Below are 14,404 nucleotides of genomic sequence, written 5' to 3' on the forward strand. Positions count from 1 at the left end.
TAGTCTGCCATCCATTGATAACATTCATTCCATCAGGTAGAAGGCAGGGATATACTATTCCCTGTTCTCTGCTATCATGGATATTTCCTAATAGAAAATTTCCCTACCATCAATATACTCTTATTTTTCTAACCTGACTGCGTACCATTCTAAATATTGACCTGGGCCAACATCTAATTCACAACTGGTATCCAGTAAATATTGTGCTTGTTCTGCAACTGTGGTAAATCTCTGCACGTCCGGTGGTAAGTCATTTTCAGGTAGTTTTCCTAGAACTTCTTGCAATTTTTCCAGTAACTCTGATGCCGTGAAAAATTGCTCTGGTTGATTGGTTTCGAGGACAACAAAGTAATCTTGTTGATACATTAATGGATCTGGCATTGGTAATTTTTCCCAATCATTGACAAAATATTGGATTAAGTAGGTCAGATTAGTTAAATATAAAATGTCATTGTGTTGGCTAAGTAGAGCCGTAGACAAGGCAATTATGACATTAACTACAACTAAAACTTAGACACCCAAGAGCTTTTAGCACTGTCACCGTTCGACTGACACGGTAGTCGAAACTCACGTTAAGCCTATCACCTGGTATATGTTGTTAGCCCCGTGAAAACCAGGGAAACTAAGCAATTCCCATAACTGCATTTTACTGTTTTCAATGTAGACCTACTTACCCATAAAATTCCTTTCCGAGAAAACAATGAATTTTTGCATTTTCCATCAAAAATTATAGCAAATTTAGTCAATATTATTGAGTCAGGAGAATACAACTATACAAAAGATACTAAGTGTGAATATGGATGTACAATATGTAAATAAATTTGGTTAACTAGATTGCACGTCAAAAATACTTTTGCGCTCATCCCCCTTGACTACCTGTAGATATAATTTTGCCTATCTTCAGCCCATACTCTCGTTTTCTGTGGAATAAAATTCATGTCCGTCATAAGCCGATTTCCATTTTCCCAGCAACCCCCTCTTATTTTGGTGGCTGATGATGACAAAACGATGCTAATGCTGATGCGTGAAGCTATGGAGCAAGAGGGATATCGTGTGGTGACGGTTTCTGATGGTCAACAATGTCTAGATGCCTACAGTGCTATCAAACCAGATATCGTGTTGTTAGATGCCATCATGCCACAGATAGATGGCTTTAGCTGCTGTCAGCAATTGCTGCAAATAGCTAGAAATAATTTAATTTCGGCTTTAGCTAGTCTGGACAGTGACCCGGCATTAAGCAACACTATTATTTCTCAACTTTGGGATCGGACTCCTATATTGATGATCAGCAGTGCAGATGATGAAGAGTCCATCAACCGTGCTTTTGAGGCTGGTGCAACTGACTACATTCTCAAACCAGTGCATTGGGCAATTTTGCGCCATCGGTTACGAAGGTTGTTGCAACAGGGGCAGGTTTGCAAACAATTGGAGGCGGCAAATCAAGCTTTACAACAATTAGCTAATGTGGATGCTTTAACTGGCTTGGCTAATCGTCGTCGGTTTGATGATTATCTTAATACCCAGTGGATCAATTTAGCACAGTTAGAGTTACCTTTATCGTTGATTTTATGTGATATTGATTATTTTAAACTTTACAATGACAAGTATGGTCATCCAGCTGGTGATGTTTGTCTACAAGCTGTAGGTGCTGTTTTAAATCAAAATGCCCAAAAAAATCAGGATTTAGTTGCTCGTTACGGTGGAGAAGAATTTGCGGTGATTATGCCTAATACCCATGCTCCTGGGGCTGTCCATGTGGCTAAGGGTATGCAAATGGGAGTGAAAGATTTGCAAATTATTCATCATGGATCTGCTATTAGTGATTATGTCACTTTGAGTATGGGAGTTGCTACTGTTATTCCTAGTTGGAATAGTACACCCCTAGATTTAATTGTGGCGGCAGATAATGCTTTATACGAAGCTAAAGCCCAGGGAAGAGATTGCATTATTTCGGTGCAGCAGTGAGGAAGATGGCTAGGCCAGGTTGCCCTATCAGGAACTTACCCGCTAAGGGGGCTAAGAGGGATAAACTGGTAATGTAAAATGGAACCATGCGCCACCGTTAGGACTAGTGTCTACCCAAATTTGACCGTAGTGGGCGCGAATAATTCTTTGACATAAGCAAAGTCCAATTCCGTATCCTTCTGTACCTTCGTCTCGTTGCAAGCGGAAATGATTTTCAAAGATGCGATCGCGATTTTCTTCGGGAATGCCAGGGCCAGTATCACCAATGCTAAATTGTACTTTTTGGGTGGTGCGGTGGAGGGCAGAAATACTGATTTTTCCCCCGACTGGTGTATATTTAATGGCGTTGTCTAATAAATTGACGATGACTTGACGGATGCGTTCTGGGTCAGCGTAGACATAGGGTAAGTCTTGGGGAATATCTTTTTCTATCTTTTGAAATTTGGTAGTGTAGCGATCGCACAGTTCATCTAATACATCTAAGCAAAGTTGACTTAGTTCTAGTTTTTGGGGAGTTATGGGAAACTCAGTATCTTTACCTCTCCCTACTTGCAATAAGTCCGCAATCATGCGATCAATTAGCTTGGTTTGTGACCTGGCTTGTTTTAATAAATGTACTGTCATAGCGGGCTTGAGGCGCTGAAATGCTCCGCTATCTGGATTATAGTTAGATTGCAAAGTTTCTATGGCAATGGCCACTGCTGTGAGGGGATTGCGGAGGTCATGGGCCAGCATGGCAATTACCCGGTCTTTAAATTGTAGCTGTTCGTAAAGCTTTTCTTTTTCCTGTTTGAGGTGAAATATTTCATCGGAAAGTTTGATTAATTCCGCAGAAACGGCCACAGAATGAATTGTAGAGTTGGGAGATGCCACTCCTCTATTCTCATCTATACTGTCTTGTAAGTCTTCCTGTAACTTTAAGAACGTGTCTACAGCTGCTTGCCACCGAGGCCACCAGTTTTTTACTTGGCCAATAATATTGCTACCAGCAATAATTTGTTGTGGTGCTGGGTGAATTTTCACTAAGGCAGGTGTAGCTACTAATTTAAAGTGTTCGGCTAAATAGGGTTGTTGTCCAACATCGATAATTTGAAGTTCAAAACTATACTCAGCCTCTAGCTCTCTGAGGTAAGCACGGATACGCTGTACTTGCTGTCGGGACTTAGGTCGTCCATCAACAAACAACAATAGCTGGAGTGGGGCCTCAGACGAAAGCGGCTGATCGTGGGAAACTTGCATGTAATCGTGTTTCAGCACTGGTAACAACCTGACAACGCTTTACAGAAAGTAAAATAGACTGACGGTTGTTGATGGTCGTTGTTTTTTCCAATTTAATATCTATTTTAGATTTTTCCTACTCTTATCCAGTTTGGTTTTTGAAGATGAAACGAGTATTTTTAGGATTTTTGGCCTCATTAACGTTCACTTCCATAACTGATAGCTCTCTGGCTGAGGAATACCCATTATTTCCCCGTCAGAGTCTAAAACTGGCTGTAGATAGAGATGAACTATTTTATACCATAGCTAGTCAGTTAGTACAGCAGCAGATCAATTTAGTGGCTCGCTTTGAACAAGCATTGAATGACCCAAATCCCAATCCCATGAGGATTGTCCGTGGACAGTTGACTAATCAGGCGATCGCTGTTGATAATTTCCTGATGCGTCGGTACTCCAGCCCAAAAACTTTATGTACAAACGACGGCAATTTTTCCCAGCAGTCACCTTTACCTGTGCAATTAGATGAGTCAAAAGCCAAAATTTACTGCTCGTTGCACGCTGCTAACCAGAATTTATTAAAACTTCGCCCAGTCATTGACCGACTTTTATCACGGCGTGGTGAGTTAGCCTTAGTACGGGAGCTACCTTTGGTATCTGGAGAGCGACAATTAGATCCTGTCCTCACCATTGCACCAGTACAGCGTCCTGATCTGGGTCAACCTTCCACACCCTTTTTAGGCAGGGAACCTAATTTAACTACTTCCTCCTTTCCAGTGGTTGGTAGAACTGCAAAAACAGCTATAGCAAATTATGTACCGCCTCTGCAACCTGCCATCACCCCACCAGAGGATGCACTGACTATTCTTAAAACTGCTAATCAAATTTTGACTACAGTTCAAGCAGCGTTTGCGTCAGAAACTCGATTTATTAATACTCAGGAAACTAACACTACACTTGATCAGTTTGCTTACGACATAGATTCCCACGACAGACAAGTACACGCACAATTTTTGGAGTTGCCTCACACAGGCATTTTCCGAGTTCTTCCTGATTCAGCTTACCGTCGTCAGCCGAATAATCTTGAAAATCGATTAAAAGCAAGTGTTGGTGTTCGCTATCCGTTTCCCTCTGTGGGTAAGTCTGAAGGAGAGCTTAACCCTAGTCTAGCACTTGTCATTGTGGGCGATCGCTTCCAGTTGGTAAATTCGGGTGTAAATTACGGTTTTCTTACAAATGTCGGTGATGTGCCCTTAGAAAAGCTAGATCAGCAACTGGTGGGGGTGTCTCCGCAGATACGGGAGTTTTTCTTCAACTACCAACCACCCCAACAGTTAGAAGCCTTACAGGTAGACAGAAGAAGGTTTATTACAGGCAAAAACCAAAACTGGAACCAAGGGCAAATATTGTTAGCCAGCGCCCCAGTGGCATTAAATCATACTTATTTAGTGCGATCGCTACAATTTCAACTGCCAGAAATTATTTTGCATCGTCAACCAGTCTACCGCCAAAATAGCCGTGCTAGGCAGCAATTAGGACTCGTCCCTAGTAGTGATACCATAATTGCCTTTCGACCTGTCCGTCGTCGTTTAGATGGCAGCTACACCATTCTTTGGCGAGTCATTCACAACCTACCAGCACCCCAAATCGAAGATTTAGAAAAATATGTGCAGTAAATTTTGAAAATTGAGTTAGTCAACAGTGCTAGGTTAGGAATTGACGATAGATTTGTAACTTCCTGTGCTGTCCTCTAACCGTTCATTTTTCCTTGGCTTAGTGGTTGTAATTTCTGGCCTTACAGCCTGTTCTAATAGTCCATCGGCGAAAAATTTAGAGCAGTCTTTAGCCGCAGACCCCAGGCTACAAAACAACTCTCAAATCTTGGGGACAAATGCTCAACCCACTCCCACCAAATCATCTACAGTTCAACTCCCGACGGACTTTCCTCCAGAGATACCCCTTTATGCCAATGCTCAACTAACGGCAGTTCAACCTGCTAGCGGTTCCGAAAATCGAGCTTCCACCCAGTGGCAAAGTTCTGATCCCAGCAACTTTATTGCTAACTTTTATCGTAATCAATTTAAAACCAACAACTGGCAGATTGTGGAACAGCCTACAGATGATGTGGGTGGTACTTTTGTCGCGCGACGCAATGATTTAGAAGTCAAAGTCAACATCAAACCCCAATCTGTCACTACAGGTGCTGCAAATCAACCACAAACTTCCACAGAATTACAAATTGAATACTCAACCAGTGGCAATCTCAATGCTAGTAATTCTCCCCAACCAGGAGACCCCCAATTTATTGGCCCAGTACAACCCAAAACTAATGTAGCTGCCCAGCCCCAAAACTCCACTGTCAAACCGACATTTTTCTCTGACCTGAATAAATTAACACCCCAGTGGCAACAACATATTCAAGATTTAGCAGCCTTGGGTGTCTTAACCACGGAAACAAATATCAATAAAAGTAACTCTAGTTCTGCTACCAACCAGTTTGAACCCGGTAAAATTGTTACCCGACGAGAATTTGCCCGGTGGTTAGTGGCTGCTAATAATGCCATGTATGCTAACAACCCAGCGAAACAAATTCGCTTGGCATCAGAAACTAATCAACCCACCTTTAAAGATGTCCCTGCTACAGATGGGGACTTTCCAGCTATTCAAGGATTAGCAGAAGCTGGTTTAATTCCTAGTGCTTTATCAGGAGATGCCACCGCTGTGTTATTTCGTCCTGATGCTCCTTTAACCAGGGAACAGTTAATACTGTGGAAACTGCCCTTAGATACTCGTCAAGCCTTACCAAATGCCAATTTAGAAGCGGTGAAACAAACCTGGGGTTTTCAAGATGCAGAAAAAATTGACCCCAAAGTCTTAAGAGCAATATTCGCTGACTATCAAAATGCTGAACAGGCAAACATCAGGAGAGTTTTTGGCTATACCACTCTGTTACAACCGAAAAAGCCTGTAACTCGTGGAGAAGCTGCCATTAGTTTGTGGTATTTCGGTACTCAAGGGGAGGGAATATCTGCCACTGAGGCATTGAAACTCAAGAGTTAACAAAACTAAATACCTAAATAAATCAGTAAATCTACTAATCGTGAGTAAAATAAGCGTATATTTGACTAATTAAATTTTGGAAATACTATTTTTCATCCGATGAAAAACCGTAATACCACCCAGGTTTCTCTTTCTTTTCCCACCAAAGTTTTAGCCGCAGGGGTTGTACTGGCTTCTTCATTCCTGCCTCTTTCTGCTTCAGCAGCCCAATTTTCAGGGATTTACTCCTTTGGTGATAGTTTGACGGATACAGGAAACGTATATAATGGTACGTTTGGTCAAATACCTCAGAGTCCTCCCTATGCCGATGGACGCTTCTCCAATGGTTTCATCTGGGTGGAATATTTGAGCCAGCAACTGGGTTTACAACCTACTTTATTTTCTGAGATACCTATTAATCCTCAAGGTGTAAATTTTGCCGTTGGTGGTGCTGCAACTGGTCCAAACAATGCCCTTGTACCTAGTTCACAAACTGGACTACTCTCTCAAGTATGGGCTTTTGCTAATTTCAATCCGCAAGCTGACCCCAATGCCTTATATACTGTTTGGGCAGGGGCGAATGATTTGATTTATGTTAAGCCACAAGACTACGGCGACATAAATCAAACAATATCTACCGCAGTGCAAAACCTAACTAGTGCCTTGGGTTTTTTAGGTGGATTAGGTGCTAAAAATTTGATGGTATTTAACCTGCCAGATTTGGGTAAGTTGCCAGTTGCTCAACTAGGTAATCGTAACCCTGCGGTCTTAAGTGCAGCAACCCAAGCTTATAACTCAGCTTTAGCAACAGCTTTGAATGGTTTTAGCCAAAACCCAGGTCTGAATATTATTTCCGTTGATACTTATTCCCTATTTAATCAGGCGATCGCCTCACCAGCATCATTTGGATTAACCAACGTCACAGACCCTTGTTTAGATACAATTAATCAAACACTGTGCAGTAATCCCAACGAATATTTGTTTTGGGATTATTCTCACCCCGCTACAGGCGTGCACAGGGTAATTGCTGGTGCAGCATTAGCCGCAATTCCTGAACCTTCTGTATTATTAGGAATGTTTGCCCTGGGGATTTTAACTACTACTGGGGTTGTGAAAAGGAAGAAACCATCATCAAAAGTGTCCAATCATCTGGCATCAAGATTGAAACATCAATCAACTCATGTGGAATTACGACCAACTATTTACCATAATTGAAGAACTAGTCATGCACCACTCTCCTAGTGGTGTAGAAACAGAGATAAATGAGTTTTTGTTGCAGCGATTTGCTGAATTGGGAGTAGAAGCATGGTGCGATCGCGCCGATAATATTATCGCCAAAATTCCCGGTCAAAATCCAGAGGGAGCGATCGCTATCACAGCCCACAAAGATGAAATTGGTGGTATTGTCAAAAGTATTGGTGATGCAGGTCGTGTAGAGGTACGGAAGTTAGGTGGTTCCTATCCTTGGGTTTATGGTGAAGGAGTAGTTGACTTAATAGGAGACAACGAAACCATTAGTGGAATTCTCAGCTTTGGTTCTCGTCACGTTTCCCACGAATCACCCCAAAAGGCTCAACAAGAAGACACTCCAGTCAAATGGGAAAACGCCTGGATTGAAACCAAATTAACTATAGAAGAATTAGCAGGCGCAGGTATCAGACCAGGAACCAGAATGGTAGTTGGTAAACATCGGAAACGACCCCTGCGATTGAAAGACCATATTGCCAGTTACACCCTAGATAATAAAGCTTCTGTAGCCATTCTTTTAGCACTAGCAGAAACCTTAAAACAGCCACTTGTTGATGTTTATTTAGTCGCCTCAGCCAAAGAAGAAGTAGGAGCAATTGGGGCTTTATTTTTCACCCAAAATCAGCGTCTAGATGCCTTAATTGCTTTAGAAATTTGTCCTCTTTCCAGCGAATATCCCATAGAAGACGGCAAGAATCCCGTGCTTCTTTATCAAGATGGTTATGGGATTTATGATGAATATTTAAATGGACAACTACGCCAGTCTGCTCAACAATTAGATATATCAGTGCAACTAGCCACCTTGAGCGGATTTGGTAGTGATGCTTCCATTGCTATGAAATTTGGTCATGTTGGCCGTGCAGCTTGTTTAGCCTTTCCCACTCAAAACACTCACGGCTATGAAATTGCTCATTTAGGCGCAATTGCTAACTGTATAGAGTTGTTAAAAGTCTTCTGTCAAAATAAATTAGGGTAAGTTGACTATTCTTCCATGTATTTTATTCAAAATTTTATAGATTGTTGATTCAGCAAAGTGTGAAACATGGAGTTTTTGTAAATTCCTTCTGTCACGCAAACAACATACAATAAATGGATATTTTTGAGCATAACAATAGAGTGGCTACAAACAAAATAGCACTTTATTACCATCGATTCGGGTTAATTTAAAGATAAAAATACCAAGTCAGCTGATTACTGACAAGGTATTTTCCATTAAGTAGAACGGATAATGCTATGCTTTAACTGCCACTTTGTGGCGGTTCCGTTTTATTAGTCCACTCACTCCCACAGCACCCAATGCTAAAACACCCAAAATAGAATTAGATTCGGGAACAGTGGTAGAAGTTCTAAATGTGCTGGTAACGAATAACCCGTACACATTATCATCATTACTTGGGTTACGGGTATTCAAAGTGACAAATGTATCACCGGGCTTAATAAAGGGATTAGGATCAGCACTGTTACCTAATGCCAAATTATAATACTCATCGTCTGTTCTGAAACCACCAGCGTCAGAAGCAAAAGGATCTGGGTTAGTAGGACTATCACCAATACCACCAGCTGTGATCAGAGCACCATTTGCTCCACTTCCATCATCTTGACCACCAGCAGAACTAGTCAAACGCCGGGACGGGGTAGAGTCAGTAGTTACATCTATAGTAGTAAACTGTCCAGATGTCTGAAAACTGAAGCTATCAGCAATAGATACTAAAAAATCACCACCTGTATAAGGTTGAGCAAAGTTGAATGTAGTGGTGTCACCTGTCGTGGCTAATTCTCCATCAAAGATAAACGATGTGAATCCTGTGGTACTAGCATCTTTATAAGCTACTACTAACGTTGAGCCATCATTATCTCCTAACTCTTCTATGGTGTGGTTTTGCAAACCGCTCAAAGAGCCAAGAATACTAGTTACATCCCATAACACAGTGGTGGTTGGATTTGCATCAGGCGTAAGCACCGTTGCATCAGATACTTTGAGTAGATTACCATTCAACTTGACATCATTGACTGGACTAAAATCCCAAACAGATGATGTATAGAGATAGGCTTTGAGAACAGTTGCACCCACAGATACATTGGTTGATATAGTACCACTGTTACTAGTGCTACCAAAAGCATCTATAGAAAGAGCCGCATCATTAAATGTATTACGAGCTAACAAAGCCGCAGATGCAGGTGAACTGAAAGCTGCCAGTCCAAACCCAGCGCATACAATTGCAGACGTTGTCAAACCACCTAATTTGTGTACCAGATTAGGTATTTTCATAGTATTCTCCAGAATTAGTTACAAGTCATTGATTTTGAAGGGGATATAGTGCTATCGACAATTCAGCAAGCAAGTGAAGTTAAAAATTAATCCCCTGTAAAACCCACCACTTTCATATGGAAAGTGAAAAGTTTGCCATTCCCTTTTCCTGAGAAGTCGAATTAATCTGGCTAATTACACCAAAGATACTGTCGATATTGCTATTGGTTTCTACAGATGAGCAAAAGCTTGAGATGGATTTACCAAGAATATACTTAACTTCTGTGGTATGTGACAAGAGTTTTGGAGGACTTAACAGAAAAAACACTTATACTATCTTTAAATTTCCAGGTCATATCTTCATGAAACCTATATATCATCAAGTTTCTCTCCATGACTTCATGAAGTTTTAATATCTAAATTATATGAAGTTTTGATGAAGTTAATTTATTTATCAAGTAAACCTAGTATCAAAAAGAACAATTCCAGACAAGAAATGCAGGAATAAGTTTGGCTGTCAAACACTTTCATAAAAGTTCAGCATCTATTTGATTAAAATTCTATAGCCAATTACATAGATAAAAATTGTATAAATACACACTGTATTAGTTAATTTTAAGCAGCTTTCTCCATGGTTTATAACTGCTCTCTTCTATATATTTCAGTCCTGTGAAAATACTTTAATCTATACCTAGAAATCCATAAATAGTTATACTTACACAATATCTTTCCAGAAATGTTAAATTCTGATACAGAATTTTATATTGTCACTGATGACAAATAATTAGTCACTGTACAGCTATTTGGCAATTGATATTTGTTCACTAAGCCGATGATGGGATTTGAACCCACGGCCTGCTGATTACGAATCAGCTGCTCTACCCCTGAGCTACATCGGCACACACAGTCTAGAAGTATAGCATTATTTACTAATAATGGTAGACCCAAAATCTCAAAATCGTCTCAACTCTGAACAATACGCCCGTCTGAAAGCTGAAGCCGCAGCGCCGTTTCGCGGTCTACGTCAATTTATCTATGTGGGTGTTGGCGCTTCTGGTCTAATAGGAGCATTCGTCTTCTTTTTTCAAGTGCTAGCTGGAAGGAATATAGATACTGCTTTACCAAACTTAGCAATTCAATTGACTGTAGTGGGATTGATGATATTTCTTTGGAAATGGGAAAAAACACGACAAAAAAGCCCATAAATTTGAAATGTTCTGATTCCAATCCAACTTAACGATTATTTTTTTGAACGTGAGTTCGATGACATCTCACCAACCCCTCTCGGAAGTAGAGAGGAACTTAAATATATGAAAAACAAGAAATTCAGGCTTTTCGGTTTCTCTCCTTCGAGGGGAGAAGTTTAGCTGTGGTTTATTTAATCCGTCAAACTCACATTTTTTTAGCTTTTCTTGTAATTAATCTTAATATTAATAACATTTCTTGATTTTTTTCTACAAAAATTTAGGTATAGAGATAAAACATAAAGAAATTATTAGAAAATAGCCGAAATAAAAAATATCTGAGAAACTGGAAAAAGTTCAAACGGGATCAGCCTATATAAAGATCCTGAATATCAATACATTAACTTCAATAGGGTCAACCCCATTTACAGACCCTCTCTTTAATAAGATGCAAAATATATTGAGCGCCAGACTTAACTATGGTCGAGTCTGGCGCTTTTATCTTGGGATAGTTTGATGGCTGTAGACCAGGCAGTGATATCGTGTACGCCTGGTATAGTTTTAAAAATTCCTTACTGAACCTTCACTACGTAGGGAGAAGAAATAGCAGGTGCACGTCCAGCATTCACCAGCGCTTGATAGACAAAGGCAGCAATTTCGGCTCTGGTGGCTTCCCGATTAGGTTCTAGTTGTCTAACAGAGGGATAGTTAATCACTAATTGCCGTAAGGTTGCCGCTGCTACTGGACCTGCCGCATAATTGGGGATTTGGGCAGCATCAGTATAGACACTCAGGGCATTATTATTGCTAGCAGTGAAGCCTAAACCATTTGCCAATGCTACTAAAGCCTGCACTCTAGGAATTTGTTGTTGAGGTTTAAAAGTGCCATCAGGATAACCAGAGACATACTGGCTTTGGTAAGCAGATTGAATAGCTGCAAATGCCCAAAAATTCCTTTGAACATCCCTAAATTCAATTGCTGCACGTTTAGGCGCAGGTGTCAGTGCCTTAGTAATAATGGTAGCAAATTGAGCGCGTGTGACTGGGTCATTGGGTTTAAAACTACCATCAGGAAAACCAGCAATGATATTTTGGGCAGCTAAGGCTTCAATATAGGGTTTAGCCCAGTAATTAGCTGCTACATCCTTAAAGCCAGTACCACTCGGTGGGGAGACAGGTGCTGCCACAAAATCTACCGCACCAAAAATTTTCTTTTCATTGATATCATTCCCAACAGCAATAATTCTTTGGGTTTTGGTGGAATTATTTAGGTCGTAGCGGGTGTTATTACGAATCAGATTTCCACCAGGACTATCATTAGTACCCAGATTAGGGACAGCGTTGACAGTAGACACAATTCCATCCCGTGTATTATTTTGAATGACATTCTTACGCAAGATGGGTTGAGCCGATTCGGTAATATATAAACCGTCTTTGTTTTGGATAATTTGGTTTTCTTCCACTAAAGGTGTGGATGTGCCACTGATGGATAGACCAAAACCAGTATCCTGAAATAAGTTATTGCGAATCTGTCCTTGGGCTGCTCTGGCAATGGAAATCCCGTTACCTTGATTTTTGACAAAGTTATTACTTTCAACGGTGGGATTACCGTTACCTGTAACAAAGACACCTTCGCGCACGCTGTTAGTAAAAGTATTATTTCTGATAATTGGATTACTGGATTCTACCCACACCCCTGTACCCCGTTGATTGGGATTGGTGACTGTGAGTCCAGCAATTACGGTGTTGTTGTTACCCAAGATAGTAATATCTTGTCTAGCAAAGGTACGGCTAGTGTAATAACCACCACCAATCACTACTGTGCCTAAACCTTTGTTAGATTCATCTCCCTTGAGTGTAATTCCTGGAGGCAATAATAGAGGGAAGGTTTCTCCAGAGTCTTTGGTGTAACTACCGGGAGCAAGTTGAATAACTGTACCAGCTTGGGCTTGGGTAAGGGCAAAGGTAATAGTTTTATATGGTGCTTCTGCACTGGCACCAGCACCAGCAGTATCTCTACCAGTGACGGGGTTAACATAAATTACTGTTCCACCCACTGGCACTTGTGCCATTAAAGTAGGGGTAGAATTAGCATTCACTTGATGAGGTAGTAGGGTAGAACCACTAGCAACAACAAACAAAGCTAACAGACTAGTTGATATAGATAAAGCAGAGATATGAAAACCTCGATCTTTCATTTGATTGTGTTGTTATTTAATTAATACGGAAGTTTTAACACAGTCTAAATTAGCAGATGTAGAGAAGGTTGGGCAGAAGCTTTATACCCTCTACCGTTTTTTTTTACATTGTGTTTACTTTGAGATACTCTCAAGTTGAGAAATAGCTGCTGTAACTTGACTCTATAACCCAGAAATAATAAATAAAATATTAAAAAATCCCTCAGTAGTGGACTAAGGGATAGTAATTTTAAACAGGGCGTTGCTAAAAAATTCCGTCGAGAATCTTTGTATTTGCCAGGATGTTAATAAGCTAAGGTTTCTAATGTTTCACGTAAATACTTTTGTACTTGTTGGTCTAAACGTAATCCTTGCAGTTGAGTATGGCGTTCTAGTTGCCAGCGTTGAAAACCGGAACTAGCAGAGATAGCATATTTTAAGTTTTGCCAGATACTAGCATCATCAGAAACAGAGCGATCGCTAGAAGCTAGAAATTGAGCCATAGTTCCCCATTCCTTATTTTTCACTTCCAGAGTCAAAACAATTAGGCATTTTCTATGTAACCCATCAGCAGTATGGGTTGATTTCCATGATAGATTCTGGATCTCTAGTATCCAAATCTAATTATCAGTATCATGGGGTAAGATGCGATTCACCCGTACCCCTAAAATAGTGAAATCCTGCTTAATCTGTTCTAAAGGTAACGGCTCTATACCAGCAAAATCTGTGTCATTCGTCACTAAAACTGGTAATACACTCAAGGGAATTTGCAAAAACAAATTACTAGCAATAAAGGCAAAAGCAGCAAACAACAGTCCAAGACTGTGCCATTGAGGTAAAAACCCAGAAAAGTTAGGGAACAAAGAAGCAACTGGGTATAGCTGCCATAACACTATTACTAATAGTAGTGTTGATAATAAAACTAAGCCAGGATTTAATTTAGTTTTAATTAAACAGAGAATTTTTCTTTGTTGCTCAGTCAGGTTTTCTGGCTTGAGCGCTATTCCTAAAATAGCAAAAATGTAAAAAGGGCGACGTAACTGCATCCACAGTAGTGGCAGAGTTCCAAAAACTGCAACTAGAAGTAACTCTATCCACTCTGGCAACTGGGGTTCACCCACAGATAAAAAAAACAAACACAATGTTAAAAAAATTGGCAGTGTTGTTAGTCCAGCCAGATGAATCCACAATATAGGTTCAGACCGAAATGAAGACATATGAGGGTAATGAGTATTGAGTTATGAATCCTGAGTTATGAGTATTGAACTCAACAAAATCTTAAACTCAACACTCATCAATATGCACTCAGGATTCAACACTTGTTACTC

General features: G+C 40.4%; 12 protein-coding genes and 1 tRNA gene. 6 read left to right on the forward strand and 7 right to left on the reverse strand.

Annotated features, from left to right (window positions below; genetic code table 11):
- Positions 1–120: 120 nt before the first annotated feature.
- Positions 121–381, reverse strand: coding sequence for a chlororespiratory reduction protein 7 (locus H6G73_RS00310; RefSeq protein ID WP_190600946.1), 261 nt, complete (start codon positions 379–381; stop codon positions 121–123).
- 555 nt (positions 382–936) lie between these two features.
- Here H6G73_RS00310 and H6G73_RS00315 point away from each other — a divergent pair.
- Positions 937–1,965 (forward strand): response regulator, encoded by a 1,029-nt coding sequence (locus H6G73_RS00315; RefSeq protein ID WP_190600947.1) that lies wholly within the window; start codon positions 937–939, stop codon positions 1,963–1,965.
- A 51-nt stretch (positions 1,966–2,016) separates the two neighbouring features.
- Here the strand turns inward: H6G73_RS00315 and H6G73_RS00320 are convergent, their stop codons facing one another.
- Positions 2,017–3,222, reverse strand: a complete 1,206-nt coding sequence (locus H6G73_RS00320; RefSeq protein ID WP_190600948.1) for a histidine kinase — start codon at positions 3,220–3,222, stop codon at positions 2,017–2,019.
- Positions 3,223–3,347: 125 nt separating this feature from the next.
- On the opposite strand from H6G73_RS00320, the gene H6G73_RS00325 reads away from it, so the two are divergent.
- The 4 genes from H6G73_RS00325 to H6G73_RS00340 all read left to right on the forward strand — a co-directional run bounded on the left by H6G73_RS00325 (position 3,348) and on the right by H6G73_RS00340 (position 8,443).
- Positions 3,348–4,856 (forward strand): hypothetical protein, encoded by a 1,509-nt coding sequence (locus H6G73_RS00325; RefSeq protein ID WP_190600949.1) that lies wholly within the window; start codon positions 3,348–3,350, stop codon positions 4,854–4,856.
- A gap of 64 nt (positions 4,857–4,920) precedes the next feature.
- Positions 4,921–6,240: an S-layer homology domain-containing protein gene (locus H6G73_RS00330; RefSeq protein ID WP_190600950.1), complete on the forward strand. Its 1,320-nt coding sequence runs from the start codon at positions 4,921–4,923 to the stop codon at positions 6,238–6,240.
- A 99-nt stretch (positions 6,241–6,339) separates the two neighbouring features.
- Positions 6,340–7,434 (forward strand): SGNH/GDSL hydrolase family protein, encoded by a 1,095-nt coding sequence (locus tag H6G73_RS00335; RefSeq protein WP_190600951.1) that lies wholly within the window; start codon positions 6,340–6,342, stop codon positions 7,432–7,434.
- A complete protein-coding gene (locus tag H6G73_RS00340) occupies positions 7,400–8,443 on the forward strand; it encodes a M42 family metallopeptidase (RefSeq protein ID WP_190600952.1) in 1,044 nt (347 codons plus the stop codon). Before H6G73_RS00335 ends, H6G73_RS00340 begins: the two co-directional genes overlap by 35 nt.
- A gap of 255 nt (positions 8,444–8,698) precedes the next feature.
- Here the strand turns inward: H6G73_RS00340 and H6G73_RS00345 are convergent, their stop codons facing one another.
- Both H6G73_RS00345 and H6G73_RS00350 read right to left on the reverse strand, forming a co-directional pair.
- Positions 8,699–9,736 (reverse strand): PEP-CTERM sorting domain-containing protein, encoded by a 1,038-nt coding sequence (locus H6G73_RS00345; RefSeq protein ID WP_190600953.1) that lies wholly within the window; start codon positions 9,734–9,736, stop codon positions 8,699–8,701.
- An 806-nt stretch (positions 9,737–10,542) separates the two neighbouring features.
- Positions 10,543–10,614 (reverse strand) — tRNA-Thr (locus H6G73_RS00350).
- A 36-nt stretch (positions 10,615–10,650) separates the two neighbouring features.
- Between H6G73_RS00350 and H6G73_RS00355 the strand changes: the two genes are divergently transcribed.
- Positions 10,651–10,920, forward strand: a complete 270-nt coding sequence (locus H6G73_RS00355; RefSeq protein ID WP_190600954.1) for a DUF3493 domain-containing protein — start codon at positions 10,651–10,653, stop codon at positions 10,918–10,920.
- A gap of 551 nt (positions 10,921–11,471) precedes the next feature.
- Here H6G73_RS00355 and H6G73_RS00360 read toward each other — a convergent pair.
- From H6G73_RS00360 to H6G73_RS00370, 3 genes are all read right to left on the reverse strand, one after another.
- Positions 11,472–13,097 carry a DUF1565 domain-containing protein gene (locus tag H6G73_RS00360; RefSeq protein ID WP_190600955.1) on the reverse strand — a complete coding sequence of 542 codons (1,626 nt, stop codon included), beginning with the start codon at positions 13,095–13,097 and terminating at the stop codon, positions 11,472–11,474.
- Positions 13,098–13,381: 284 nt separating this feature from the next.
- Positions 13,382–13,579 carry a hypothetical protein gene (locus H6G73_RS00365; protein ID WP_190600956.1) on the reverse strand — a complete coding sequence of 66 codons (198 nt, stop codon included), beginning with the start codon at positions 13,577–13,579 and terminating at the stop codon, positions 13,382–13,384.
- Between the two features lie 117 nt (positions 13,580–13,696).
- A complete protein-coding gene (locus H6G73_RS00370) occupies positions 13,697–14,293 on the reverse strand; it encodes a low-complexity tail membrane protein (RefSeq protein WP_190600957.1) in 597 nt (198 codons plus the stop codon).
- Positions 14,294–14,404 lie beyond the last annotated feature (111 nt).

The sequence above is a fragment of the Richelia sinica FACHB-800 genome (genome assembly GCF_014698825.1).
In the GTDB taxonomy this organism is placed as follows: domain Bacteria; phylum Cyanobacteriota; class Cyanobacteriia; order Cyanobacteriales; family Nostocaceae; genus FACHB-800.